Source organism: Winslowiella arboricola (assembly GCF_025527015.1).
In the GTDB taxonomy this organism is placed as follows: domain Bacteria; phylum Pseudomonadota; class Gammaproteobacteria; order Enterobacterales; family Enterobacteriaceae; genus Erwinia; species Erwinia arboricola.
In genome coordinates this window covers 873,931-898,494 of sequence record NZ_JAODIM010000043.1, presented here as the reverse complement: position 1 = coordinate 898,494, position 24,564 = coordinate 873,931, and the positions used below count along the sequence as shown (strand labels likewise).

General features: G+C 54.7%; 24 protein-coding genes. 12 read left to right on the top strand and 12 right to left on the bottom strand.

What is annotated here, in order from left to right; translation table 11 throughout:
* Positions 1 to 6: 6 nt before the first annotated feature.
* On the bottom strand, positions 7 to 726 hold the full coding sequence (locus N5923_RS21595) for a dienelactone hydrolase family protein (protein WP_267144028.1): 720 nt from the start codon (positions 724 to 726) through the stop codon (positions 7 to 9).
* A 229-nt stretch (positions 727 to 955) separates the two neighbouring features.
* Entirely contained in the window at positions 956 to 1,168 is a 213-nt protein-coding gene (locus N5923_RS21590; protein ID WP_267144029.1) for a KTSC domain-containing protein, read from the bottom strand.
* A 207-nt stretch (positions 1,169 to 1,375) separates the two neighbouring features.
* Between N5923_RS21590 and N5923_RS21585 the strand changes: the two genes are divergently transcribed.
* Both N5923_RS21585 and N5923_RS21580 read left to right on the top strand, forming a co-directional pair.
* Positions 1,376 to 1,759 (top strand): hypothetical protein, encoded by a 384-nt coding sequence (locus tag N5923_RS21585; protein WP_267144030.1) that lies wholly within the window; start codon positions 1,376 to 1,378, stop codon positions 1,757 to 1,759.
* A gap of 76 nt (positions 1,760 to 1,835) precedes the next feature.
* Positions 1,836 to 2,255 (top strand): GNAT family N-acetyltransferase, encoded by a 420-nt coding sequence (locus N5923_RS21580; protein WP_267144031.1) that lies wholly within the window; start codon positions 1,836 to 1,838, stop codon positions 2,253 to 2,255.
* Here the strand turns inward: N5923_RS21580 and N5923_RS21575 are convergent.
* Entirely contained in the window at positions 2,252 to 2,914 is a 663-nt protein-coding gene (locus tag N5923_RS21575; protein ID WP_267144032.1) for an MBL fold metallo-hydrolase, read from the bottom strand. The genes N5923_RS21580 and N5923_RS21575 overlap by 4 nt on opposite strands.
* Before the next feature lie 28 nt (positions 2,915 to 2,942).
* Entirely contained in the window at positions 2,943 to 3,866 is a 924-nt protein-coding gene (gene ldcA, locus N5923_RS21570; protein ID WP_267144033.1) for a muramoyltetrapeptide carboxypeptidase, read from the bottom strand.
* A 289-nt stretch (positions 3,867 to 4,155) separates the two neighbouring features.
* On the opposite strand from ldcA, the gene emtA reads away from it, so the two are divergent.
* Both emtA and N5923_RS21560 read left to right on the top strand, forming a co-directional pair.
* Positions 4,156 to 4,782, top strand: a complete 627-nt coding sequence (emtA, locus tag N5923_RS21565; protein WP_267144034.1) for a membrane-bound lytic murein transglycosylase EmtA — start codon at positions 4,156 to 4,158, stop codon at positions 4,780 to 4,782.
* Between the two features lie 261 nt (positions 4,783 to 5,043).
* On the top strand, positions 5,044 to 7,437 hold the full coding sequence (locus N5923_RS21560) for a TonB-dependent receptor domain-containing protein (RefSeq protein WP_267144035.1): 2,394 nt from the start codon (positions 5,044 to 5,046) through the stop codon (positions 7,435 to 7,437).
* Between the two features lie 41 nt (positions 7,438 to 7,478).
* Here N5923_RS21560 and N5923_RS21555 read toward each other — a convergent pair whose 3' ends face one another.
* On the bottom strand, positions 7,479 to 7,772 hold the full coding sequence (locus N5923_RS21555; protein ID WP_267144036.1) for a SelT/SelW/SelH family protein: 294 nt from the start codon (positions 7,770 to 7,772) through the stop codon (positions 7,479 to 7,481).
* Between the two features lie 159 nt (positions 7,773 to 7,931).
* Here N5923_RS21555 and iolE point away from each other — a divergent pair, with 159 nt between their 5' ends.
* The 3 genes from iolE to N5923_RS21540 are packed head-to-tail and all read left to right on the top strand — an operon-like array spanning position 7,932 to position 11,093.
* Positions 7,932 to 8,849: a myo-inosose-2 dehydratase gene (iolE, locus tag N5923_RS21550; protein WP_267144037.1), complete on the top strand. Its 918-nt coding sequence runs from the start codon at positions 7,932 to 7,934 to the stop codon at positions 8,847 to 8,849.
* On the top strand, positions 8,849 to 10,024 hold the full coding sequence (locus tag N5923_RS21545) for a Gfo/Idh/MocA family protein (protein ID WP_267144038.1): 1,176 nt from the start codon (positions 8,849 to 8,851) through the stop codon (positions 10,022 to 10,024). Before iolE ends, N5923_RS21545 begins: the two co-directional genes overlap by 1 nt.
* A gap of 28 nt (positions 10,025 to 10,052) precedes the next feature.
* The gene (locus N5923_RS21540) at positions 10,053 to 11,093 is read left to right on the top strand and encodes a Gfo/Idh/MocA family protein (protein ID WP_267144039.1); all 1,041 of its coding nucleotides are present in this window, start codon (positions 10,053 to 10,055) and stop codon (positions 11,091 to 11,093) included.
* Between the two features lie 83 nt (positions 11,094 to 11,176).
* Here N5923_RS21540 and N5923_RS21535 read toward each other — a convergent pair whose 3' ends face one another.
* The gene (locus tag N5923_RS21535; protein WP_267144040.1) at positions 11,177 to 12,190 is read right to left on the bottom strand and encodes a Gfo/Idh/MocA family oxidoreductase; all 1,014 of its coding nucleotides are present in this window, start codon (positions 12,188 to 12,190) and stop codon (positions 11,177 to 11,179) included.
* A 121-nt stretch (positions 12,191 to 12,311) separates the two neighbouring features.
* Here N5923_RS21535 and N5923_RS21530 point away from each other — a divergent pair, with 121 nt between their 5' ends.
* Positions 12,312 to 13,331: a LacI family DNA-binding transcriptional regulator gene (locus tag N5923_RS21530; protein ID WP_267144041.1), complete on the top strand. Its 1,020-nt coding sequence runs from the start codon at positions 12,312 to 12,314 to the stop codon at positions 13,329 to 13,331.
* 98 nt (positions 13,332 to 13,429) lie between these two features.
* Positions 13,430 to 14,656: a zinc metallochaperone GTPase ZigA gene (gene zigA, locus N5923_RS21525; RefSeq protein ID WP_267144042.1), complete on the top strand. Its 1,227-nt coding sequence runs from the start codon at positions 13,430 to 13,432 to the stop codon at positions 14,654 to 14,656.
* Between the two features lie 48 nt (positions 14,657 to 14,704).
* Here the strand turns inward: zigA and N5923_RS21520 are convergent, their stop codons facing one another.
* On the bottom strand, positions 14,705 to 15,814 hold the full coding sequence (locus N5923_RS21520) for an NADH:flavin oxidoreductase (RefSeq protein ID WP_267144043.1): 1,110 nt from the start codon (positions 15,812 to 15,814) through the stop codon (positions 14,705 to 14,707).
* A 155-nt stretch (positions 15,815 to 15,969) separates the two neighbouring features.
* Between N5923_RS21520 and N5923_RS21515 the strand changes: the two genes are divergently transcribed.
* Positions 15,970 to 16,848, top strand: coding sequence for a LysR family transcriptional regulator (locus N5923_RS21515; protein WP_267144044.1), 879 nt, complete (start codon positions 15,970 to 15,972; stop codon positions 16,846 to 16,848).
* A gap of 52 nt (positions 16,849 to 16,900) precedes the next feature.
* Here N5923_RS21515 and N5923_RS21510 read toward each other — a convergent pair whose 3' ends face one another.
* On the bottom strand, positions 16,901 to 17,635 hold the full coding sequence (locus N5923_RS21510; protein WP_267144045.1) for a flagellar brake protein: 735 nt from the start codon (positions 17,633 to 17,635) through the stop codon (positions 16,901 to 16,903).
* A gap of 207 nt (positions 17,636 to 17,842) precedes the next feature.
* Here N5923_RS21510 and N5923_RS21505 point away from each other — a divergent pair, with 207 nt between their 5' ends.
* Positions 17,843 to 18,040, top strand: coding sequence for a DUF883 family protein (locus N5923_RS21505; RefSeq protein WP_267144046.1), 198 nt, complete (start codon positions 17,843 to 17,845; stop codon positions 18,038 to 18,040).
* Positions 18,041 to 18,050: 10 nt separating this feature from the next.
* Positions 18,051 to 18,299 carry a GlsB/YeaQ/YmgE family stress response membrane protein gene (locus tag N5923_RS21500; RefSeq protein ID WP_267144047.1) on the top strand — a complete coding sequence of 83 codons (249 nt, stop codon included), beginning with the start codon at positions 18,051 to 18,053 and terminating at the stop codon, positions 18,297 to 18,299.
* A 50-nt stretch (positions 18,300 to 18,349) separates the two neighbouring features.
* Here N5923_RS21500 and N5923_RS21495 read toward each other — a convergent pair whose 3' ends face one another.
* From N5923_RS21495 to N5923_RS21480, 4 genes are all read right to left on the bottom strand, one after another.
* Positions 18,350 to 20,470 carry a TonB-dependent siderophore receptor gene (locus tag N5923_RS21495; protein WP_267144048.1) on the bottom strand — a complete coding sequence of 707 codons (2,121 nt, stop codon included), beginning with the start codon at positions 20,468 to 20,470 and terminating at the stop codon, positions 18,350 to 18,352.
* Positions 20,471 to 20,728: 258 nt separating this feature from the next.
* On the bottom strand, positions 20,729 to 21,994 hold the full coding sequence (locus N5923_RS21490; protein WP_267144049.1) for an MFS transporter: 1,266 nt from the start codon (positions 21,992 to 21,994) through the stop codon (positions 20,729 to 20,731).
* Between the two features lie 70 nt (positions 21,995 to 22,064).
* Positions 22,065 to 23,744, bottom strand: coding sequence for an alpha,alpha-trehalase TreA (gene treA / locus N5923_RS21485; protein ID WP_267144050.1), 1,680 nt, complete (start codon positions 23,742 to 23,744; stop codon positions 22,065 to 22,067).
* A gap of 166 nt (positions 23,745 to 23,910) precedes the next feature.
* Positions 23,911 to 24,561 (bottom strand): GntR family transcriptional regulator, encoded by a 651-nt coding sequence (locus tag N5923_RS21480; RefSeq protein ID WP_267144214.1) that lies wholly within the window; start codon positions 24,559 to 24,561, stop codon positions 23,911 to 23,913.
* Positions 24,562 to 24,564 lie beyond the last annotated feature (3 nt).

Sequence of the window (24,564 nt, the reverse complement as noted above, 5' to 3'; positions counted from 1 at the left end):
GGCGCATTACATGACTTCGCTCAGCAGGTTATACATCGCACGGAAGGCGCGTTTGCTGACCTGGTCGTGGTACATACTGACACCTTCAACATTCGCCTGTGGATCGGTAAAGGAGTGTACCGCGCCACCAAAGCTCAGCAGCTGCCAGTCAACGCCGGCACCGCTCATTTCCGCGGCAAAAGCCGGTAACTGTTCACGTGGTACCAGCGGATCTTCCGCGCCATCCAGCACCAGCACCGAACCGGTAATATTACTGGCGCCATCGCGGTCAGTGGTATCCAGCGTGCCGTGGAAAGTCAGCGTCGCTTTCAGTGGTGCGCCGCTGCGTGCCAGTTCCAGCACACAGTGACCACCAAAGCAGAAGCCAAAGGCAGCCAGTTTTTCGCTGTCGACTGGCGCATCGGTTTGCGTCGCCAGGGTATCCAGCGCGGCCTGCATACGTGTACGTTCCTGCGGAGTATCTTTCACCGCCATCATTGCTGCGCCCGCTTCTTCAGCATTGGCAGGACGTACATCGGCGCCGTATAAATCGGCGATAAACACCACGTAACCCTCAGCCACCACCTGACGAACCAGATCGACGGCTTTATCACTCACGCCCATCCAGTTTGGCGCCATCACCAGTCCCGGCAGTTTGCCATCCTGACCGGATTGCCACACCAGACGCCCCTGTAAAGCCTGGCCACCGGCCTGGTAATCGATACTTTTAACGACAATATTGCTCATAATGGCCTCTGCGGCTGTTGTTATGGGTGATTGATTTTTCAGGTGATTATTTTAGACGACAAACGCACTGACAATATAAGTATATTGTTAGCAAGCTATTTAAATGGTTAGCAGCGGTGTCATTACGGGTATGTTGCAAGGGGGAAGGGCAGCGGAGAAGCTGGCGAGGCTTTCCGCTACCGTGCTGATGCAGGCGGTATTTAGCGCATGTAAACGGCATGCGCTGTCATCAGGCGACCTTATTGTGGGGATACTGATTTTTAATATTTTCAGCAAAAAATTGTCCTTTTGATTTCGCCGCCATCAGTAAATGGAAAATGGTCAGCGGGACATGCTGGTAACGATAGACTTCCTGTTGCTGAAACTCTATTTCCAATAGCTTATTATCCATATCGTAGCCAACGGTATGAATTTTAGTGGAATTAACATTGCGCCGTTTCATAAATAACCCTCCTTATTACTTTACATGGCTTTATCCTGTAACCTGCTGCCGCGCCACGGCTTAACTTTGATCAATTTTCGCTCATTAATATTAGTCCATTTTCGGGTTTTAGGATTTTTCCGGAAACAGTATTTTGTTGTGTTAAGCTGTGGCAGAAAATAACCTGTAAATTCAGAGAGAAAAAAACAGCAGCGGAGAATGACATCGATGTCTTATTCAGCACTGGCAGCTTGTCTGCTGGCTTTCATCCTGGTTCCGGCGCACGCCGACAGCGAGTTTCAAATTACCTGTCCGGGCCGTGCCACAATGACCATTTCCCGCGCGCAGTACGGTTTAACCACCGCCATGTGGCCGGGACATCACTTCCAGATTGCTTCCGGCCGTCAGCGCTCACAAATCAACGGTGGCGATCGGGTTACCATTACGCGCTTTCGCAATGGCGATCAGCTGATTGTCGATAAAAGCAGTGATGAGACCTTTTTCGCCTTTAATAACAGCAGCGAACTGGTGCCATGCGCGCGCAGCAGCGACCGTGAAAGCGAAGCCATCTCGCTGGAGCGCTATTCTGATGCCACGAAAGATCACTCTTAAGCTGAATGTCATGCCGCTTTAACGCTGGCATGCCAGGGTTATTAACGGCATTTTGTCTGGGTTTAAGGAGCATTTTATGGAACTTAAAATAACCGCTACGCCAACTCACCAGGATCTGGATGATATAAAAGCTGGGTTAATGGCGTTTAACGCCAGACATATTGATATCGATGAAGTGAGATCGATTGCGGTATTTGTCTGCGATAAACAGGGTAAAAAGCAGGCGGGACTGACCGGCTCGACCTCCGGCAACTGGCTGCGCATTGATATGCTGTGGGTCAGTGATGCTTTACGCGGGCAGGGCGTGGGTAGTCAGCTAATCCACGCGGCGGAGCAGGAAGCACGTGCGCGTGGCTGTATTTATGCGCAGGTTGATACCGCCAGTTTCCAGGCGCGTCCGTTCTATGAAAAGCTGGGCTATCAGCTGCGCTTCTCGCTGGATAATTATCCGCGCGTCCATCAGCGCCATTACCTGACGAAATCCCTGCAGGCTTAATGCTGCGGGGCGTCGCGCATATCCAGCGGCGACTGCTCAGCCTGATTAATCGCCTCCTGCCACTGCTCGTGCGTCACTTGCTGCCAGGAAAGATGACCGCGGGTGGTGCTCATCAATACCACATCCGGTTGCAGTGTCCGATAGTGCGCCAGCGTCTGCTGCAAATCGGCGGCGTTGCTGTCGGTAACGGTGACGGTGATCCAGCGCCCTTTATCCTGTGTCAGCGTATCGCCGACAAACAGATAGCGTTTACCGTAGGGTGAATGATAGAAAAAGCTGCAACAGCCGGGAGTATGACCGGGCGAAGGCAGAATATGGAAATCGCCAAAATGGCTTTCAAGTGCATTCAGGGTAGCATCCGGCTCCAGCACCAGACTCACCGGGCCGAGCGCCCGCGTGTGGCAGTATAGCGCGCTGTTAAAACGCTGCTGGATCACCAGCGCACCGGGAGCGGCTTCATGCCAGTGCGTCAGGTAGTGGCGCATCACACCACCCAGATCGGCTAATGCATCGTGATCGTCCGGGTGTTCTACCCGGGCAATCAGCAGGTTGCCGCGCGGATGCTTCAGCATAAAGCCGTGCATCATTAATTCTGGCTCACCTTCAGCCGCGGGAAATTCTGGTGTGGAGATCCACAGATCTTCATACAGCGGCTTCATCGTCATTTTCCTGATGCATAGAAAGAAATTATCTGAGCGTCGGATGTCCCTTGATGCTCAGCTGACTACGGCCCTGATTTACCTGTAATACGGCCTGCGCGCCCAATGGCAGGGTCACGGTATCCTGATCATGACCAAAGGCCAGATCGGTGATCACCGGCAACCCGGTCAGTGCACGTATGCGCTGCCAGACGTCGGGAAAATCGAAGCCATTGTCATAGTCGCTGAGCGTCGCGCCGGTAAAACTGCCGGTGATAATGGCGCGCTGCCGCGCCAGAATGCCGCTCTGATGCAGTTGCAGCAGCATCCGCTCGGTGCGGAACGGATGCTCATTCACATCTTCAATCACCAGCATGCCGTCGTCACCCTGCGGCAACCATGGCGTGCCGACCAGTGAAGCAATCATCGCCAGATTGCCGCCCCATAATCTCCCGCTGACCTGCGTATCGGGCGCGCTTGTCTGCCACTCTACCCTGAATTCGGGCTGAGTGATCGCCCGCCAGAAGTGTTCGACGGTGAAATCAGACAATTGCTCAGCGCCAAAATTGCCACACAGCATCGGGCCGCTAAAAGTTATCAACCCGCTTTGCGTCAGCAGCGCCAGTTGCAGGGCGGTAAAATCGCTGTGGCCGCAGATTGCCAGCGGTTTTCCCGCCAGCTGGCGCAACGCCGTATAATCGACCTGATCGAGCAGGCGTGTGGCGCCATAGCCGCCGCGTACCGCCAGTACAATATCCGGCAGAGCGGGCAGGGTGGCGAGCGCATTAATATCCTGCAGACGTTCGCTGTCGTCGCCAGCAAAACGCTGAAAACGGCGGCTGATTACCGCACGATTCTCCACGCGATGGCCCGCAGCGGTCAGCCGCTCAATACCCCGTTGGGCGGCAGCCTGGTTGTGACAATAACCCGATGGCGCAACCAGATGAAAAAGTCGGGAAGTTGCAGACCTCATGCTCAGTTATCTCCCTCTAAGCGGTCAATGACGGCGAATGGTGTAAATAGTAACAGCCGTGCAGGCCGGATCCGCAACAGAACCGACGCAATAATGGCTATTTTTCAGACCGCACAAATGGAATTATTTCGCGCATTGCGCTGTCCAAACTCGCTGATGATGACGAAAAGTGGGCGCGAAGTCACCTCCGGCCCCGGATTTCCAGGCAATTCAGATAAACGGCAATTTTTAACTTCAAGCCAGTCAGTATGATTGAGCGCGAATAAGTGGCTGCGAGGAAGATAATAGCGTGAAAACCCGATCGCTGATTTTATGTGCACTGTTACTGGCGGGATGCGCCAGTGAAACCCCGCGACATGCGCCACCCGAGCGGCAAACCCCGTTAACCAAAGCGCCGCCGGAAAAAGTTTCTCAGGCCTGGTCGATGTTTACTGAAGATGCGGCCAGCCATTATGGCGTTGATGAGCGGCTGATTAATGCCATTATCAGCGTTGAGTCCGGTGGCAATCCAACGGTCGTCAGCCGTTCGAATGCCATTGGTTTAATGCAGATTAAAGCCTCAACCGCCGGTCGTGAAGTTTACCGCGCCCGTGGTCAGCACGGACAACCGAGCGGCTCGGAGCTGCGCGATCCGGCACGCAATATCGATATCGGCACCGCGTATCTGCGTATCCTGCAATCGCAGCAGCTGGCCGGTATTCGTGATCCGGAAACCCTGCGTTATGCCACTATTGTTTCGTACGCCAATGGTGCCGGCGCGCTGCTGCGTACGTTTTCACGCAGTCGCGGCCGCGCAATTGCCATGATTAACACCATGACGCCGCAGGAGTTTTACCAGCATGTGCAGGAAAAACATCCGGCCGCTCAGGCGCCGCGCTATCTGTGGAAAGTGACTACCGCTTACCGCACCATCTGACCTGTCGCCACCTGCCCAACGGTGGCGCATGCTTCTGCTTAATTTCTCCATCATTCACCGAGTTTTACCGTTTAGTGTGAAACATGGTAACAATGTATATAAATGTATTGATAATCATTATCATTTATATATTATGGCCGACATAAAAATCAGATCGTCTGTTTAACCCTCTGCCATTGGTGCAGAAGGGCGCTTTTAGTTTGTCTTTTTTTCATGGAAGTCATTGCTGAGCACATACCAATAATTAAGCAGGGTATTGCTATGCGCACTTTTACACCACACCAGCTGTTAGTGAAAACATCGTTTTTAACCGGGGTATTATTGACGGCAACGTTTAACGTCAATCTGGCCCGTGCAGACGAAAAAACCAATACTGTTTCGTCCGATCAAAAGACCCCACTGAAAATCACCACTAAGCGCCAGGCTGAAACGGTAATGACCGTCACCGCGCGCGAGCCGGAAAAAGAAGCTGGCAGTAAAGTGGTTTACAGCGCCGACGATCTGCAGAAAAAGGGCGCCAATGATTTCGGCTCGGTAATGCGTTATGAAACCATTATCAGCGCGATGGGCGTGCAGGGCGGTTCTTCGGCGGGAAAAAGCGGCTTCGATCGCAGCGGTTACACCGGTTTTAATATTCGCGGGCTGGAAAGCAACCGTGTGGGTATTGATGTTGACGGTATTCCGCAGCCAGACGCCACCGGGCGTAGCTATGTCAGCCGCGCCGGTCTGAACACCTTTGGTATCGGCAGGGACTATCTCGACCCTTACATGTATGGCCAGGTTGAGATTGAAGCTGGCGCTACCAGCGTCTCACGTGCGAATACCTCTATCGGTGGCGCGGTATCGTTCCTGCCGAAATCGGCCGATGATTATCTCTCACCCAGCAAATCCACTTACTTTGGCTATCAGAGTGACTACGACTCCGCCAGCCACAGCTGGCACAACGGCATTACTGCTGCCGCGGGCGATGAATACCTGCGCGGCATGCTGGTTTACAGCCGTCGCGATGGTCAGCAAACACGTAATAACAGTGATTCCGTCTCTGCATACCCGGCCAACTGGCACTCCAACGCATTGCAGGCCTCGGCTATCTGGCAGCCAAACGATGAGCATAAAATTACCGGCATCGTCGATTATTACGATAAAACCAACCATACCCACTATGACAGCTGGGACACCAGCGGCAATACGGTGCTGGGCACCGCAGAGCAGCAGAGTAATACCCGTCGCTGGGGCATCAGCCTGAAAGATGAGTGGACGCCGTATAATGATTTTGTCGACAGTCTGCTAAGCAAAGTGTTCTATCAGCATACTCTGGCGCACGATAATACCTGGATGCCGGACGGCAGCAACGGCATGAAGCGCGTCTACTCTGATTACAATGTCGATACCTGGGGATTTGAGACGCAGCTGGCGAAAACCCTTGGCCGTCATCAGCTAAGCGGCGGCCTGAACGGGCGCATCAGCGAGACCGGGCGCCCCTTCCGCCAGGAGCCGGTGCAGAGTATCTACAGCACCATTATGCAGCCGGAAGCGGACAGCCGCAGTTATACGCTGGGCGCGTTTGTGCAGGATAAAATCCAGTTTGATCTCGACGGACATGGCTTTAACGTGGTGCCGGGCCTGCGCGTCGCCCATCAAAGTACGAAGGCGCAAAACCTCAGTAGCCTGACCACAGAAAGCGCGGTGCTGACCACGTCTGACGTAGAAACGCTGTATGGTGAGACCAACTCCGATACTCAGCTGCTGCCTTCGATTAGTTTTAACTACGATCTGACGCCAAAACTGATGACTTATATTCAGTATAAGCGCGGTGCGCAGTTCCCGAATGCCAGCCAGCTGTATGGTTCATGGAATCTCGGTTCCAACTATATCCCAGGCGCGCAGTATGCGCTGATCGGCAACCCGGATATGAAGACCGAAACCAGCAATAATTTTGAGTGGGGCATGAAAGGTGAAGTGACGGATGGCGTCACCATTCGCAGCTCACTGTATTACAACACCTATAAAAACTTTATCGCCTACAGCCGCTATTCGCGTTCCGCTAACCCGGATCACTTCAGCAATGTACCATCCAATATCGCCACCATTTATCAGGCGGAAAACCGCGATAAAGCCTTTATCTATGGCGGTGATATCAGTGCTCGTCTGAACCTGGGCACCTGGTTCCGGCAGGCAGAAGGACTCAGCGCCGGACTGGGCTTCGCTTACAGTAAAGGTGAGTCGAAATCGAGCTACGATGGGGACAAATATGTCGACCTCGAAAGCGTCGCGCCGATGAAAGCAGTGGTCGGACTGGCCTGGGATGCACCGGCGAAAGCCTGGGGCACCGCGGTAACCGCGACCTTTGTTAAAGGCAAGCAGGCTACCGCCACCAATCGTCAAAGCTACTCGAATAGCGGCAGTGCGATTACCGATTCCAGCAGTGAGTATATGCGCGTGCCGGGTTATGGCATGGTGGATATGACCGCTTACTGGCAGGCGACGAAAAACGTCAAGCTGAGTGGCGGGCTGTACAATATCACCGACCGCAAATACTGGGACTACCTCAGCAGTCGCGATCTGACCAGCGGCACCGCCCAGGATGCTAACGATCAGGCGCTGGCGGTGATGCCGGGCCGTACCTTCCAGTTAGGGGTCAATGTCGACTTCTGACAGCAAAAACCACGTTCTCAGCCGCGCACTGCGCGGCTTTTTTATGGATTATCGCTTTTCTTTTCGTTATGCCCGAGATCACGATCGGGAAAACATTGCGCCCGCAGCCGTCGCTTAATCTCCGCCGCATCCGGAAAACCGCCCATGGTTTTGCGATCCCAGATCAGCTGATCGTCAACGGTAATCTGGTAAATGCCGCCCGTCGCCGGAATCAGCGTCACCTGCGCCAGATCGGTGCTGAAGGTGCTGAGCAGCTCCTGTGACATCCAGGCCGCGCGCAGCAGCCAGTTGCATTGTGAACAGTAGGTAATGGTGACTTTGGGAAGGGTTGTCATGGTGGCAAATCCTGCATAAAGGCTGTTATCCCCAGTTTGCCCGATAGCCGTCACCTTATCATCATTTTTACCTGATGGTTTTCCATCATCAAACTGATACCGAAGCCGCCAGGCTGCTGATTATAGTGGTCACCTGCATCACCACTCAGGAGCAAGCAGATGACAACAGCAGGGGTACAACTTGGCGTAAGTCCACTGTGCTGGACTAATGATGTGCTGGAGGATCTTGGCGGCGACATCCCGCTGGAAAGCTGCCTGCAACAGGCCGCCGCAGCCGGCTATCAGGGCATCGAACTGGGGCGCAAATTTCCGCGCACCGTCAGCGAGCTGGAGCCACTGCTCTCCGCGGTTGGTTTGCAGCTGGCCTCGGGCTGGCACAGCGGCTTTCTCGCCGATCGCAGCGTGGAGGAAGAGATTGCCGCCGTACGCGATCACGCTAATTTATTGCGCCAGCTGGGCGCAAAAGTGATGGTCTATGGCGAATGCGGGCAGTTGCCGGGCATTACGCCGCTGGATGAGCCGATATCACGGTCACCGGCGCTGAGCAGCATCGATCTGGCCCGCTATGCCGCCAGAGTAAATGCGTTTGCCGATGTGCTGCTGCGCGATTACGGTCTGAAAATCGCCTATCACCACCATCTGATGATGCTGGTGGAACATGACGACGAACTGGAAAGCTTTATGCAGCACACCAGTCACAATGTTGGCCTGGTACTGGACAGCGGCCATGGCTACGCCGGTGGCGTGGATATCGCCCGGGTATTGCAGAAATATGGTTCGCGCATTGTGCATATCCACCTGAAAGATGTGCGTCCGGCAATTTTGCAGCGCGTTTATCAGCAGGATTTAAGTTTTAACGATGCGGTACGCGCCGGGTTGTTTACCGTACCGGGCGAAGGCTGCATTGATTATGCGCCGATTATTGAGTTTGTCAGCCACTCGGGTTACCAGGGCTGGCTGATTGTGGAAGCGGAGCAGGACCCGCAACAGGCGCCACCGCTGGCGACCGCCACCCGCGCCGCACACTGGGTCAGTCAGCAGTTCCATCTGCCGCATAGCATTAAGGAGATCGCATAATGCGTAATACCCTGAATATTGGCCTGATCGGTTCAGGTTTTATGGGCCAGGCCCATGCCGATGCTTACCGTCGCGCGGCGATGATCTATCCCAACCTGCCAAAGCGGCCGCTGCTGTATGCGGTGGCGGATCAGAATCAGCCTATGGCGGAGGCGTCGGCGGCACGTTTTGGCGCGCAACTGGCGTATGGCGACTGGCGCGAACTGGTTAATGATCCTGAGGTGGATGTGGTGGATATCACCTCGCCAAACCATCTGCACTTTGAGATGGCGCTTGCTGCCATCGCTGCCGGCAAGCATGTGTATTGCGAGAAACCGCTGGCGGTCAGTGCTCAGCAGGCGCAGGAGATGACCGCTGCGGCACGCCGCGCCGGGGTCAAAACCATGGTGGCGTTTAATAATATCAAAACCCCTGCCGCGCTGCTGGCGAAGCAGATTATTGAGCGCGGTGATATCGGCACGCCGGTACGTTTTCGCGGCACCTTTGATCAGGGTTTCTACAATGATCCCACGCTGCCATGGTCATGGCGCTGTTCGAAAACCCTCGGCGGTAGCGGCTCGCTCGGCGATCTCGGCGCGCATACGCTCTCTGTCGCCCAGTTTCTGATGGGCGGCATCAGCGAAGTGACCGCCAGCGCCCAGACTTATCTGCGTCAGCGTCCGCTACCGCAGGTAGATGCCGGTTACGCCAGCCGTACCGACGCCAATGCCGAAATGCGTGAAGTGGAAAACGACGATCAGGTGCAGTGCCTGGTGAGTTTTGACAGCGGTGCTTCCGGGGTGATCGAAGCTTCGCGGATTGCCGCCGGACGAATTTTTGGCGTGTACTGGGAAGTTTCCGGCACCGAAGGCACGCTGTATATGGATGGCGAGCGCTTTAACGAGTTGCAGGTCTATCGCTTTAATGATGATAAACACGATCGCGGATTTAAAACGCTGCTGGCTGGCAGCCAGATCCCGGCTTATGCCGGTTTCTTTGGTTTCGATTTTGGCGGCGGCGGTCTGGGCTATTTTGATATCAAAGTGATCGAGGTCCATGATCTGGTGCAGGGCATCTGCAGTGACCACGACTGCTATCCGAATTTTGCCTTCGGCCTGCAAAACCAGCAGATCCTGACGGCCATTGAGCAATCAATGGCGTCACGGCGCTGGGTGCCGGTTGCCACAGGCGAGTAACCTTATAAAAGCCACCACAGGAGAGCCAATGTTTCCTTCCTCATTACCCGTACCCCGTCGCCCGGCGGCAGGCACTATTCCGTCACTGCGCTGGGGCATTATTGGTCCAGGCTGGATTGCCGATCACTTTGCCAGAGCGCTGCGCGAACACACCTCGCAGCAGCTGGTGGCGGTGGCGTCGCGCAGTCAGCAGAAAGGCGATGCCTTTGCCGCCCGCTGGGCTATCCCGCAGGTGTTTACCCACGTTGATGAGATGCTGGCGCGACCGGATATCGATGCGGTGTATATTGCCACGCCGCATAATCACCACTATCCGGACGGGCTGAAAGTCCTGAGTGCCGGCAAACATACCCTGATTGAGAAGCCGCTGGCGCTAAATGCGCGTGAAGGGGCGGAACTGCAGGCGCGCGCTAAGCAGCAGGGCGTACTCTGCATGGAAGCGATGTGGTGCGACTTTACGCCAAAATATGATGTGCTGAGTCAGCTGCTGGCAGAGGGGGTATTGGGCGACCTGCATACCCTGATTGCTGACCACGGCGAGTTTTTTACGCCCGGTCACCGTATTTTTAATCCCGAGCTGGCCGGTGGTCCGATGCTGGATCTTGGCAGCTATCTGATTGCGCTGAGCATGAAAGTTGGCGGCGCGCCGGAAAGTATCGTCGCCAGCGGCCAGCCCGCCCCTGGCGGCGTTAACGGTCAGGCATCAATGCTGCTGACCCACGCTAACGGCATGCACTCGGTATTAAACACCACGCTGTTTAGCAATACTCCTGGCGGTGCGGTGATTGCCGGGCGTGACGCCACTCTTCTGATCGACGGGCAGTTCTATGCGCCAGGCGCCTTTACCCTGACCGCCAGCCAGGGGGGGAAAAGCTTACGCTGGGAAGAGCCAGATAACCGTTATGCTCAGCTTAGTCACGAAGCGGAACATTTTGCCTGGTGCGTCGGTCAGCGACTCAATGATTCACCGGTTCGTTCGCTGGACAGCTCGTTACTGACGCTGTCAGTGATGGATGAAGCGCGTCGGCAGATGGGCATTGTCTTTAACGAAGAAAAGGTATCGGCATAACTGACCGGGCGGCGAAAACGCCGCCCCTGCAACCGTTCCTTCAATCAATCCCGTAGGGGCGGCGTTCTCGCCGCCCGCGCCGCTTACAACACTATCCGCTCGACGTGACAAAAACGTTTCTCTGCCAGCGACTGCACTGCCGCTTCAGCAATCGCCTGCGCCTGCAAGCCATCAATTAATCCTGGCAGATCCGCCACCGCTTCACCGTTGAGCTGGCGTACAAACGCATCCAGATGCTGATAATAAGTCTCGCGCACCCGACTAAACCAGTCCGGCCACAGACCCGGCCGGGTGGCCTGCGATCCCTGCCACACACTCGCCCCTTGCGGACACTGACTGGCGGACTCCGCCATCCCGCGATCACCCATCACACTAAGGCGTTCATCATAGCCGTAGCCGGTACGCCGGGTGTTATCCAGCTGCGCCAGCGCACCGCTGTTCATCTGCATAATCAGCACCGAAGTATCGACATCGCCAAACGCACTGATTTCCGGCAGCGCCAGCGCCGCCCCCAGTGCGCCCACGCTGCTGACTTCGTCTTCAGTCAGCCAGCGCAACAGATCGAAAAAATGAATCGCCTGGTCGCGCATCTGACCGCCGGAGGCTTGCAGATAGCTTAATGGCGGCATTTCGGAGGCGCGACACACCATCTGAATCAGCTCGGCACGGCCAACAGCACCCTGTTGCAGATGCTGTTTTAGCTGCTGATGGCTGGTGTCAAAGCGGCGGTTAAAGCCCACGGTGATCGGCAGATCAAATGGCAGCACTTTTTCCACCACGCGCTTCGCTCGATCGAGCGACAGATCGATCGGTTTTTCGCAATAGATTGCCTTTCCCGCGCGGGCAGCGGCTTCCAGCAGTTCAGCATGGGTCGGAGTGGCGCTGGCGATCAGTACGGCGTCAATCGTATCGCTGTTAATTGCCTGCGAGACGTCCGCCACCTGCGCGCCATAGCGCGCTGCGACGGCCTGCGCGCGCGCGGCATCAGGATCGGCGACCAGCACCAGATCCACCAGTGGATGCGCCGCCAGGTTCTGTGCATGAACCTGACCGATAAAACCGCTGCCCAGCAGGGCAAATCGTTGCTTTGCTGCCATTTTTTGACTCCGGATGTTGAATAATGTGAGCGCCATCGTTCAGCGTACATTGTCAAAATACCCTCAGCCGATACACTTGAAGAACGTCGTTTTTGATGGAATTCCCTCAAGGTAACCCAGGATGAAAAAACTCACCCTCGAAGGGCTGGCAAAAACCGCTGGTGTGGGCGTCGCCACGGTGGACAGGGTGCTGAATGAACGCGGTGGCGTTTCGCCAGCCACTACGCGAAAAGTACTGGAAGCGGCGCGCGCAGCCGGGCTCAATCGTATTTTGCCCGAGGAGCATCGCCATCCCTGGCAGCTTGAAGTGGTGCTGAGCGGTAATGACTCCTTTTTCTTTAAGCAGCTGGCGCAGGATTTTAGCGATGTGGCGAGCGGCCTCGGCTATCGCCGTCTGACGCTGCACCGCACCTTTATCCCGGAATCACGGCCCGATAAGCTGGCCGCCCATATCGTCGCCTGTAGCAGCAAGCGCGACGGGCTGATCGTCTTTGCCCATGAATATAGCGCCATCTATGATGCGCTGGCGTTATGTAAACAGCGCGGCGTACCGGTGATCACCATTGTCAGCGATCTGCCGGGCGCTGAGCGCTTATGTCATGTCGGCATTAATCAGCTGCAGGCAGGGCGAACCGCCGGACTGTTAATGGGGAAAATGCTGCATACTGCTGGTGAAGTTATCATGATCAGCGGCCGCTTTGATTACACCGCACACCGCTTGCGCATTCAGGGATTCCGCGATGTCTTGCAGCAGGATTTCCCGCATATTGGTCTGCGCGAAGTGCTGGCAGGTCAGGAGCAGCGCGACACCATCAGCAAACTGCTGGAAAAACAGCTGAGTCAGGCGGGCCATATTACCGGCATCTATAACACCGGCCTCGGTAACCGCGAAATCAGCGAAGCGCTGGCGCGTCACCGGATGCTGGATAAAAGCGTATTTATAACCCATGAGTTATATCGTTCTACCCGCGAACTGCTGGCAAAAAAAACGCTCTCCCTGACGATCGATCAGAACACCCGTCAGCATGCCCAGCTGGCTACCGATATTATGTTAAGGCATCTCGACAGCGGTGATACGCCGGAAACTTACGCCAGCGGCAAAGTCGAATTTATGCTCTTTACCGGTGAGAACTATGCATAGGCTTTGACGTTAACTTCTGTGGGGCACTGGCATCATTAATTGTTATGTTATAACATATCAATTAAAAGCATGCTGGATGCTGAATCAGGAGAACCATAATGTCACAGAGTCTCGCAGAACATCCTGCGCCACGCCGCCTGCCGGTTACCGTACTGTCCGGTTTCCTCGGCGCAGGCAAAACCACCTTGTTAAATCACATTCTTAATAATCGTGAAGGCCGCCGGGTGGCGGTGATTGTTAATGATATGTCTGAAGTCAATATTGATGCGACGCTGGTCAGAGAGGGCGGCGCGCAGCTGTCGCGTACCGACGAAAAACTGGTCGAGATGAGTAATGGCTGTATCTGCTGCACGTTGCGTGAAGATCTGCTGCTGGAGGTGACGCGGCTGGCGAAAGAGGGGCGCTTCGATCAGCTGGTAATTGAATCCACCGGTATTTCTGAACCGCTGCCGGTTGCGGAAACCTTTACCTTTGCCGATGAGGATGGCAGCAGTCTGTCAGAGGTCGCGCGGCTGGACACCATGGTAACGGTGGTGGACGCCGGTAATTTTCTGCGTGATTACCAGGCGCATGAGAGTTTGCAGGCACGCGGTGAATCACTGGGGGAAGAAGATCAGCGCACGGTGGTCGACCTGCTGACCGACCAGATTGAATTCTGTGATGTGCTGGTGCTGAACAAAATCGATTTGATCGATGCGCCGCAGCGTCAGAGATTGCTGGCGATTCTGCACAGTCTCAATCCGCGGGCAACCGTGGAGCTAGCTGAGTTTGGCCGCGTACCGCTCGATCGTCTGCTCAACACCGGTCTGTTTGATTTTGATGCCGCTGCGCAGGCGCCTGGCTGGTTGCAGGAGCTGCGCGGCACTCATACGCCGGAAACCGAAGAGTATGGCATCCGTAACTTTGTGTTCCGCGCGCGTCGTCCTTTCCATCCACAGCGCTTCTGGCAGCTGTTCGGCGGCGATCTGCCTGGCGTGATCCGTTCCAAGGGCTATTTCTGGCTGGCCAGCCGTCCGGGTTATGCCGGTAACTGGTCGCAGGCTGGTGGCGTGGCGCGTCAGGGCATGGCCGGTATGTGGTGGGCAAGCGTACCAAAAGCGCGCTGGCCGCAGGATCAGGCGTCGCTGGCGATGATTAATGAGAACTGGATCGAAGGCAGCGGTGATGCGCGCCAGGAGCTGGTATTTATTGGCATTGAGATGGACGAAATACAGCTGCGCCAGCAACTGCAGCAGGCATTGTTAACCGATCGCGAGATGGCAATGGGGCCAGCGGAATGGGTGGCGTTTGACGACCCGGTTCCTGACTGGTTTATTCATCAGTAGGCCGCTGAGTCGGGGATCATGAATATAAGGGGCATCAGCCCCTCTGTATTATCTCAAGCACAAGGCCGGGATTTCACAGTCTTTAATATCGGCAATCGGCCCGAGAATGGCGCCATCGAATGTCTGCACCGGCTGTCCGTTCTTAACCTGTTGCGGCCAGTTATGGTTTGCCAGCGCTCCACGTCCCAGGGCGATAAATTCAGCGCCGGCGGCCAGTACTTCTTCGGCACGGGCAACATCATGCAGGCTGCCGTTGGCAATAATCGTCAGTTCAGGCGCGTATTTACGTGCCAGCGCCACCAGGGATAATGGATTGCCGTCAAAGGCAGGTTGCCAGGCTTCAAATTCTGTCAGGTGCAAATAATCGATCCCGGAATTTGCCAGCAGCGTGAAAACCACCCGCGCATCCTCTTCACCGTTTGCCCATTTATGGAAAAAGTCATTTACTTTCCCCTGGGAGATGCGGATACCGACGGGTACATCCTTACCCAGACGAGTACGGACAGCGCTAATCACCTCAAGGCTTAGCGCCAGACGGCTCGCAATATCGCCACCCCACCGATCGGTACGCTGATTGGTATAGTCCGTAAAAAACTGATCCAGCAGATAACCATTTGCACCGTGGATTTCCACGCCATCAAACCCGGCTTCGTTAACCGCTCGTGATGCAGCATCAGCAAAGCCAGTAATGATATCCTGAATCTGATCTTCATCCAGCTCGCGCGGCACGGGATACTCCCCCTCTCCGCGATAGAATGTCATCTGTTTGCCGACCGGGCGCACAGCAGAAGGTGCGACGGTGCCTTCTGCATAATGGTTACCCTGAGACAGCGCCCCTGAATGCTGAATCTGGGCGAAAATGCGACCGCCCTGGTGATGAACGGCATCGGTAATCGAATGCCACGCCAGTGCCTGCCGGGTATTCACCATACCGGCCTGGAAAGCATAGGTTTGTGACCAGGCTGTATCGATATATATCCCCTCAGTAATAATGAGGGCAAACCTGCCACGGGCGAAATCTTCGTAATAGGCTTTCATACGTTCACTGGCGACACCGTCCTCCGATGCAGTAACCCGGGTCATGGGTGCCACAACCAGGCGGTTACCGAGTGACAGCTTGCTGATACAGGATGGACTGAACAGAGATGATAAGCGCATCAGGCGCTCCTTATTTAGGATTAAATTGATAAGGGAATATAATCGCTATAAGTTAAGTGTTAAACAGGGCAAAGTGATAAACCGGTATATCGTAATTCGTTATAATTGCGCGACCTGTTTCACTGATTTCATGGCACTGAGCGGATGACGTTGATATGAACCTGCAGGACGTTCACCTTTTTTTGATGATTACTGAGACCAGCAGCCTGACGCAGGCAGCAAGGCGTCTTGATATTTCCCCGATGGCGGTGTCGAGACGGCTTGCCGCGCTTGAGCAGGAGTTGGGTACCCGTCTTTTGCAGCGTACAACCCGATCCGTTTCCCTGACACAGGAAGGCGCCGAGTTTCTGCCCTATGCCCGGGCACTGCTTGAGGCGGAAGAAGGGGCCAGAGCCCTTTTTTCCCCTGAAACGAAAGGTGCCGTGGGCCTGCTGAGAGTGACCGCGCCCTCCGGCTTTGGTCGCCGGAATATTCTGCCGCTGGTACCGACGCTGCTTTCTGCAAACCCGGCGCTCAGAATCGATGTACAGCTTAGTGAAGAGGTGGTGGATATCGTTGGCCGCGGTATCGATGTGGCTATCCGCATCGCTCCCCTGCGGGATTCCAGCCTTATTGCCCGCAAACTCAGTGATAACCCACGCGTGGTCTGCGCTTCGCCGGCATATCTGCAAAAATATGGCGTACCTGAAACCTTAAGTGATTTGAGCGAACATAACTGCCTGCGGTTAACAAATGTGTTGCAGTGGACCTTTGAAGCCGACGGGCAAAGCAGCAGCAGCACTGTTGAGGGGCGTTTCAGTTGCAGTAATGTGGACGGCGTCAGGGAACTGTGTGTGCAGGGGCTGGGGATTGCTCAATTAACATGGTGGGACGTGAAAAAAGAGCTGAGTGAAGGTTCACTTATTGAACTGACATTCACTGATGTGCGGCCGCAAAATCTTTCAGTCTGGGCACTGTTACCGACTACCCGTTATCTGCCGCTGCGCGTTAGTCTGTTTGTTGATGAGCTAAAGGCTTCGCTGCAAATGCAATAAATAATGGGGCGCCCCCCATTAATACTGTACAACGTGGCGACAGGGGAAGCGCTTACTGGAAGCGCATAGCTTTATCGCGCGCCAGGCGCTCAAGAGCGAAGATCACCTGCTGCAGCTGACGCTCCTGCACCGCAGTGAGCGCCACAAAGCGAAAACTCAGCCGCGGTGTAACCACCGTTTCATTTTTACTGCTGACGGTGGTGCGCTCAGCGATATTCAGCAACTGGGTATCAACGGTAAACTGGCCATACTCACCCAGCTCCACATACAGATTACGCACAATATCGCCGCTGTTCAGCTTCTCGGGCAGGGCGCCATCCACCAGCACGCCAATACCGCCGAGGGAGAGATCCTGCAGACGAAAGCGCGCTTTACTGCCGTCGGGCCATTTTGTTTCACAGAAGAACACCGGTTCCAGTGGTGCATTAACGCGGAAAAACTCCCGACGTTGCAGCATCCACAACATATCGGGCAGCGGGGCGGCAAAGGCCGGTAAGCCTTCATGTTCAATTGTATTCAGCGACGGCAGGGTAAACTCAACTTTTGCCCCATGGGTTTCGGCTGAAATCTGCAGATCTTCTGACTCTGACGCCAGCTGATTGTCATACTGGCTGCTGCCATAGTCGACGACCACTTGCTCTTTATCGACAAACAGCAAACGGCTGATAAATTGTCCGCGCGAACAGGTCACCCGCACCGGGGTCTGGTGTTTTTCAAGATCGCGCAGCACGCCGAGAACCGCCAGCGTGCCCCGCTTAAGATACTGCTCTTTATCTTCCAGTTTCACTTCCTGCTCCGCTACGATTTATCACAGGTTATTGTTCTTAAGCAGTCACTATCGGCGTTTTGGCAGCAGACTTTAGTGGTTTTTACTTGTGCGTCAGGCTTTTTATCAACAAAGTTTAGATTCAAATCACAGAGTTAGAAATCTCGCCTATACTTATTCCCGTTAATGGCAACGGGATAGCCGTCAGCCTGGAAAAAGGAGAGAGGAATGTTTTCAAAGCGTGAAGCCCGTAACAACCTTGAACAGGTACAGGAATACACCCGCGAGAAGGGTGGTGAGCTCTGTGGTGAACTGAAAAGTGTTGCCAGCGACTCCTGTGATTACCTGAAAAAAAATCCGTGGGCTGGCGTTGGCATTGGTGCAGCGCTGGGTCTGGTCGTCGGTGTGTTAATTAGCAAAAAATAAGGAGCAGCAAATGGGAATTCTTTCTTGGATCATTTTTGGTCTAATCGCCGGGATTATCGCAAAATGGATTATGCCAGGTAAAGATGGCGGCGGTTTTATTATCACCGTTATATTGGGAATTATCGGTGCGGTAGTCGGTGGCTGGATCAGCACCTTCTTTGGTTTTGGCCGGGTCGATGGCTTTAACTTTGGCAGTTTTGTCGTGGCGGTAATTGGCGCGATTGTGGTGCTGTGGATCTACCGTAAAGTCAGAAGTTAAACAGCCGCAAGATTTAAAAAAAGGGAGACATTACGTCTCCCTTTTTAGTATCAGAAATCGTAGCCGACAGTAGCCATAATTGTGCGTTCTGCACCCTTATAGCAGTAGCCAGTGCCGTAACACGCGGCGATATATTTACGGTCGGTCAGGTTGTTGGCATTCACCTGCACAAACGCGCCTTTAAGCTGGCTGTCCCATGCACCGAGGTCGGCACGTACCGAAGCATCAAACAGCGTCACCGAAGGCAGACGGGTGGTGTTTTCGTTGTCCGCCCACTGTTTGCCGAGATAACGCACACCGGTGCCGACGCTGATACCATAATCAAACTGGTAATGCGCCCAGGCGGAAGCCATCTGATTGGGGGTGATATAAGGCGTATGGCCATTGTTGCCATCCGGTGACTCTTTAAAGCGCACATGGTTCAGGGTATATCCGGCGATAGTGCTCAGACGGGGAGTAATCTGATTACGTGCTTCCAGCTCAATCCCCTGCGAATGCACTTTACCTGCTGGTACGTTAACCCCCGATACCACATCGCGGTTAGAGATATCCTTCTGGGTCAGATCGTAGGCCGCGATGGTGTACATATCTGATGTTCCCACCGGCTGATATTTCACCCCGGCTTCATACTGCCCGGCGGTGCTTGGTTTTAGCAGATTGCCATCCGGACCTTCCAGCGAGCTGGGCGTGACAGCCTGACTGTAGCTGACATAAGGTGAAATACCGTTATCAAAAGCATACAGCAGCGAGGCACGGCCGCTGACGTGATCGTCTGAACGGCGACGTGAAGCCTCGGTGGTATCGTTAACCTGCTTCGACACAATACGGTCATAGCGGCCGGACAGATCAAGATGCCATTTATCCAGCGTCATTTCATCCTGCAGATACAGCCCGGTCTGGTAGTAGCGACGGGTAATATCATCATTTTTGTAGAAACTCAGCGCCGTGCCGCCCGTTACGCCGGTAAACGGATTCAGGTTGCTGGCGGTGGCCTGCCCGTCCCACATGTCATTTTTGTACTGATGATATTCCGCGCCGAGCACCACTTTATGCTGCAGATCGCCGGTGGCAAAATCGGCTTCCAGCTGATTATCAATCGCCAGGGCGTCGAGACTGGAGCGGTTACCCGAGTAGTAACGGAACATCTCATCGCTGCTGGGGCTGACCCAGCCGTTCTGATAGACCTGATCCAGATTGATATTGGAGTGGGTATAACTGGCGTTGGAGCGGAATGCCCAGGTTTCATTAAAGCGGTGGGCGAATTCATAGCTGTAAATCTGCTCGCTACGCTTGTACTGATCGACAGAACTCTCACCGTCATAGAAGCTGCGGCTGAGGGTTTTACCGTTGTGCGGATTCGTCGTACCGTCAAGCGGCACCGAGCCGTGATAGCCGCCGGAAGGATCTTTCTGCAAATACGCCTTCAGTAATAATGAGGTGTCTTCCGACGGCTGCCATAACAGCGCCGGCGAAATGGCGTAGCGCTCTTCACGGGTATGGTCGTACTGGGTATCACTGGTGCGGGTCATGCCGGTAATGCGAAACGCCCACTGATCGTTAATCGCATTGGTATAGTCAAAGGCGCCGCCTTTGGTATTTTGCGTACCTGCCGACAGGCGAAAATGCCCCTCTTCAGTAAACTGTGGCCGTTTGGAGGTCATATTGACCAGCCCACCCGGAACGGTCTGACCATAGAGAGCTGAAGAAGGGCCTTTAATAATATCGACGCGTTCAAGGAACCAGGGATCAACCTGCAGCACGTTATGGCTGCCGCCATCGCTCATCACCCGCAGTCCGTCCAGGAAGGTATTATCGGTATCACCACCATGAAAGCCGCGCAGAGAGATGGTATCAAAACGCGAAGCAGCACCGGCGAAGTTGGTAAATACCCCCGGCGTGTAGTTCAGTACCTGGTTAAGGTTGCTGGCGCCCTGATCGTCGATCTGCTGGCGGGTAACCACCGATACTGACTGGCCGGTAGTGATCAGCGGTTCATCGGTTTTGGTGGCGCCTTTACTGGTGGCGGCGGTGTAGCCTGAGGTCGGGGACTCTGCGGTTTCGGCGGGTTGCGCACTAACGACCATAGTTTCGGCGGCAAACGAGAAGTTGGGAGTGCTGACAGCGAGTGAACAGAGCAGAACAGAACGCTTTAAAGTAAAAGACATTCTCATTATTTCCTATCCTTTATTTTATGGTGATTGCGCCGCACTCCGGAGGGAAAGTCGTGGCAAAGGCGCATAAATCTTAGCGATTGGGTTGTGTTTTATCGTTATAATGATAATTATTATCTTTCTCGTTTATCGTTTCAAGCATTGATTTTACTTAACTATTCACACAATAAGATCGGGGTATTATCCCATTCGTGCGAAAACGGGCGGGGAGGAGGCAAAGCGTGACGATGGCGCGCAATGCGCGCCGGCGGGCAGGATTTAGCTTTCGAGGTCGCGCAGATGGTCGTCAGGGCGCAGGGTGAGGATCGCCAGCAAGCTGATGAGCGAGATAATCACCACGTAGTAAGCCGGAATATTGATATTGCCGGTCTGCTTAATCAGCGAGGTGATAATCAGACCCGCACAGCCGGAAAATACCGCGTTGGAGAGCGAGTAGGCGAGGCCTAAACCGGTATAACGCACGCGGGTAGGAAACATCTCGGCCAGCATCGCCGGGCCAGGGCCGGCCAGCAGACCGACCACCGCGCCCGCCAGCATGACCGCCAGCCCTTTCAGCCACAACGAGGCCTCAGGTTGCTGCAGGATCGCCAGTAACGGGAAAGTAAACACAATCACCGCAGCAATCGCCAGTAACATAATACGGCGGCGGCCATAGCGATCACTAAGGCGACCAGCCGGTAAAATGGTCAGGGCAAAACCGATATTGCCCAATACCGTGGCGACCAGCGCCTGCTGGAAACTGGCATGCAGCGAGGTTTGCAGCCACGAGGGCATCACCACCAGAAAAGTGTAACCCGCTGCTGACCAGCCCATCATGCGGCCAATTCCCAGCACAATCGCTTTGACTACCCCAGGCAGCGGCGCGCTGGCTGGCTGCGCCACTGCCTGTTTGAAGGTTGGCGTTTCATCCAGCTGTAATCGCAGCCACAGCGCTACCAGCCCCAGTGGCAACGCCAGCAGAAACGGGATACGCCAGCCCCAGCTATGCAGCTGTTCGGTGCTAAGCAGTGCCCCAAGCAGCGCGACAATCCCGGCACCGGCCAGTAAACCCAGCGCCACGGTAAAGGATTGCCAGGCGCCGTAACTGCCGCGTTTACCGCGCGGGGCAAATTCGGTCATCAGCGCCACCGCACCGCCAAATTCGCCACCCGCAAACAGCCCCTGCAACATGCGCAGCAACGTCAGCAACAGCGGCGCGGCAACGCCGAGAGTGGCATAGGTGGGCATCAGACCGATGGCGGCGGTCGCCAGCGTCATCATAATCAATACCGCGATCAGCGTCGGCTTGCGGCCAATGCGGTCGCCGATACGGCCAAAAATAATCGCGCCAATCGGACGGCAAAAGAAGGCGAGGGCGAAAGCGGCGTAAGTGAGGATCAGGCTGGTAATTTCGCTTTCACCTTCCAGCCGAAAGAAATTGCCGGCAATCACGGTGGCGAGAAAGCCGTAAACACCAAATTCATACCATTCGATAAAGTTACCGACCGAACCGGCGACCAGCGCACGGCGGTTTGAAGTTTGCATAGCGGTTATCCCCGGACATAAATGCGCGGGGGCGACATAAATGCCGCCCCCGCCGGTTGCAGATGATTATTTACTGCGTCTTAGTGATATCACCGACGTTATTACAGGTGACATTTTTCGGGCAATACATATCCATCAGTTTCAGGGTGACGCCATTGGTCCAGCCAAAGCCGTCCTGCAACGGATATTCACCGCCGCCGCCGCCGCCAAGACCTTTGCCTTCCACTACATATTTTTCAACCAGCTTATGCTGCTTATCATAGGTGCCTTGCACATTGTTCAGGAAGCGCATGCCGATATCTTTGGCCAGCGTCTGCTTACCATAGTGGTTGAGACCCTCTACCGCCACCCACTGCAATGGCGCCCAGCCGTTGGGGGCATCCCACTGCTGGCCATTATTTACATTGGTAGTAGCCAGTCCACCCTCTTTAACCAGCTGTTTCTCTACCGCGGTGGCAGTACGATTGGCCTTATCTTTATCAGCGGCCTGCAGGAAGAGTGGGAACAGCGTTGCGGCGGTCAGCTGTTTACGCACACTGTTTTTCTTCCAGTCGTAGTCAGCAAACCAGCCATCCTGCTCATCCCACAAATAGTGGTTAATCGCCGTCTGACGCTTGTTCGCCATCTCAGTAAAGCGCTGGCTGGCATTATCCTGTTTTGCCACTTTACTGGCATGGGCGAGGGTTTTTTCCAGCTGGAACAGCAGGGCGTTGAGATCGACCGGAATAATCTGCGTGGTATGAATGGTTGACAGATCGCCCGGTTTATCAAACCAGCGCGAGCTGAAATCCCAGCCCGATGCCGCACCGGAACGCAGATCGCGATACAGTTCCGCTTTATTGCGATCCGTCGCTTTGCTGGCAGTGGCGATATCATCCATATACGACTCGGTACGTGGCACATCGCGCGCATCCCAGTAACGATTAAGCACGGTGCCATCTTTCAGTTTCACCACGCGCTTGCTGGCTTCACCGGCTTTGACCGTTGCGGCATCCGCCATCCAGTAATCATGCTCTTTCTGCAACTGCGGCAGATACTTGCTGTAGACCTGTTCACCGCCATGTTTCGCCAGCAGCTCCACCATCAGGCTGAAGAACGGTGGCTGGGAGCGGCTGAGATAGTAGCTGCGGTTGCCGTTGGGGATATGACCATATTTATCCAGCTCATGGGCGAAGTTATCGACCATATCCTGTACGCGATCCCAGTTTCCGCTTTCGGCGAGACCGAGCATGGTGAAGTAGCTGTCCCAGTAATAGACTTCGCGGAAACGTCCGCCGGGCACCACATAGGGTTTCGGTAATGGCAGCAGCGAATCATACTGACCGGCTTTATCGGTAGTGCGCGTCAGTACCGGCCACAGGCCGTTAATATGCTCACGTAAACTCTGTCCTGCCGGCGGCACATACTTTTCACCTTCAGCCGGCAGGGTAAAGTTAGTGTTCACAAAATGTCTGAGATCGAAATTGCGCTGCGATTTCTGCATCTGCCAGTCGGCGACAATCGACGCAGGATCTGATTTTGGCACTGCATCGGCAAAGGTTTTCTGATCGGGGAAGAATTTAGCCGATTGTACCGCGTGATACAGCGGTCCCAGTCGCACATCAGGGGGTTGCGGCACACTGCTTAACATGCGTTGGTTATTTTCGCCATCCGCATGGGCAGGTAATGTGACGCCAACCAGTGCACCGCTTAAAATCAGTGGCACGACTAATGCTGCTCGCCATTGACGGCTATCAACTCGTTTCATCATCGGCAGTTCTCCTTGTCCAGACCAGGTATGGTCTGTAAGTTATTGACCATGCGAAAAACTTTAGACGAGATTTGAGCAACTGGCTGTAATGAGGGCACGAAGTGTGAGGTAGCTAATGAATTTAGCTGTCAGCCGCCTGAAGAATGGCCTGGCCCGGCGTCCATATTTAGCCTGTCAGTAACGCGCGTTTAAACGACAGAACATGTTCACGGTTTGCGGCTTCCGCGGCCTGAGGGTCCTGACATGCCAGCGCCGCAATAATCGCCTCATGTTCGGCAATCACTTCCTGCATATGGCTCTCGCGCGACAGGGTTGTCGCCCAGAAGCGCTGCGCCTGAGCATGGATAACGCTGAGAATATCAATCAACCGGCTGTTACCGGCGATGCTGGCCAGCAGATGGTGGAACTGGCGATCGAGCAGCATCATATTGATGCGATCGCGCTGCAGGCTGGCGGCGGCAATCTGCTGATTAATCGCGCGCAGTGCGTCAATATCGCTGTCGGTGACGCGCTGGCAGGCGAGAGCGATACAGAGGGATTCATTGGCCAGGCGCACTTCAATCAGCTCCAGCGCATCGTCAATCGATAATGGCGCCACCATCACCCCTTTCCGCGGGATCACCTGCAACAGCCCTTCACCGGCTAAACGATGAATCGCCTGGTTTACCGGCGTACGACCCATTTCGAGATCCGCCATCACCTGCGCCGTATTCAGATAATCACCGGGCTTGTAGCTCAGGGTGATCAGCGCCTGCTTAAAGCGCAGATAAGCCAGTTCATTTAACGATAATGCGCGCGGGTTTTCACCCAATAGCATAGT

Excerpts from the sequence above, each read along its gene's own strand:
- N5923_RS21595 (WP_267144028.1), bottom strand. The coding sequence starts at position 726 with ATGAGCAATATTGTCGTTAAAAGTATCGATTACCAGGCCGGTGGCCAG.
- N5923_RS21590 (WP_267144029.1), bottom strand. The coding sequence starts at position 1,168 with ATGAAACGGCGCAATGTTAATTCCACTAAAATTCATACCGTTGGCTAC.
- N5923_RS21585 (WP_267144030.1), top strand. The coding sequence starts at position 1,376 with ATGTCTTATTCAGCACTGGCAGCTTGTCTGCTGGCTTTCATCCTGGTT.
- N5923_RS21580 (WP_267144031.1), top strand. The coding sequence starts at position 1,836 with ATGGAACTTAAAATAACCGCTACGCCAACTCACCAGGATCTGGATGAT.
- N5923_RS21575 (WP_267144032.1), bottom strand. The coding sequence starts at position 2,914 with ATGAAGCCGCTGTATGAAGATCTGTGGATCTCCACACCAGAATTTCCC.
- ldcA (WP_267144033.1), bottom strand. The coding sequence starts at position 3,866 with ATGAGGTCTGCAACTTCCCGACTTTTTCATCTGGTTGCGCCATCGGGT.
- N5923_RS21560 (WP_267144035.1), top strand. The coding sequence starts at position 5,044 with ATGCGCACTTTTACACCACACCAGCTGTTAGTGAAAACATCGTTTTTA.
- N5923_RS21555 (WP_267144036.1), bottom strand. The coding sequence starts at position 7,772 with ATGACAACCCTTCCCAAAGTCACCATTACCTACTGTTCACAATGCAAC.
- iolE (WP_267144037.1), top strand. The coding sequence starts at position 7,932 with ATGACAACAGCAGGGGTACAACTTGGCGTAAGTCCACTGTGCTGGACT.
- N5923_RS21545 (WP_267144038.1), top strand. The coding sequence starts at position 8,849 with ATGCGTAATACCCTGAATATTGGCCTGATCGGTTCAGGTTTTATGGGC.
- N5923_RS21540 (WP_267144039.1), top strand. The coding sequence starts at position 10,053 with ATGTTTCCTTCCTCATTACCCGTACCCCGTCGCCCGGCGGCAGGCACT.
- N5923_RS21535 (WP_267144040.1), bottom strand. The coding sequence starts at position 12,190 with ATGGCAGCAAAGCAACGATTTGCCCTGCTGGGCAGCGGTTTTATCGGT.
- N5923_RS21530 (WP_267144041.1), top strand. The coding sequence starts at position 12,312 with ATGAAAAAACTCACCCTCGAAGGGCTGGCAAAAACCGCTGGTGTGGGC.
- zigA (WP_267144042.1), top strand. The coding sequence starts at position 13,430 with ATGTCACAGAGTCTCGCAGAACATCCTGCGCCACGCCGCCTGCCGGTT.
- N5923_RS21520 (WP_267144043.1), bottom strand. The coding sequence starts at position 15,814 with ATGCGCTTATCATCTCTGTTCAGTCCATCCTGTATCAGCAAGCTGTCA.
- N5923_RS21515 (WP_267144044.1), top strand. The coding sequence starts at position 15,970 with ATGAACCTGCAGGACGTTCACCTTTTTTTGATGATTACTGAGACCAGC.
- N5923_RS21505 (WP_267144046.1), top strand. The coding sequence starts at position 17,843 with ATGTTTTCAAAGCGTGAAGCCCGTAACAACCTTGAACAGGTACAGGAA.
- N5923_RS21500 (WP_267144047.1), top strand. The coding sequence starts at position 18,051 with ATGGGAATTCTTTCTTGGATCATTTTTGGTCTAATCGCCGGGATTATC.
- N5923_RS21495 (WP_267144048.1), bottom strand. The coding sequence starts at position 20,470 with ATGAGAATGTCTTTTACTTTAAAGCGTTCTGTTCTGCTCTGTTCACTC.
- N5923_RS21490 (WP_267144049.1), bottom strand. The coding sequence starts at position 21,994 with ATGCAAACTTCAAACCGCCGTGCGCTGGTCGCCGGTTCGGTCGGTAAC.
- treA (WP_267144050.1), bottom strand. The coding sequence starts at position 23,744 with ATGATGAAACGAGTTGATAGCCGTCAATGGCGAGCAGCATTAGTCGTG.
- N5923_RS21480 (WP_267144214.1), bottom strand. The coding sequence starts at position 24,561 with ATGCTATTGGGTGAAAACCCGCGCGCATTATCGTTAAATGAACTGGCT.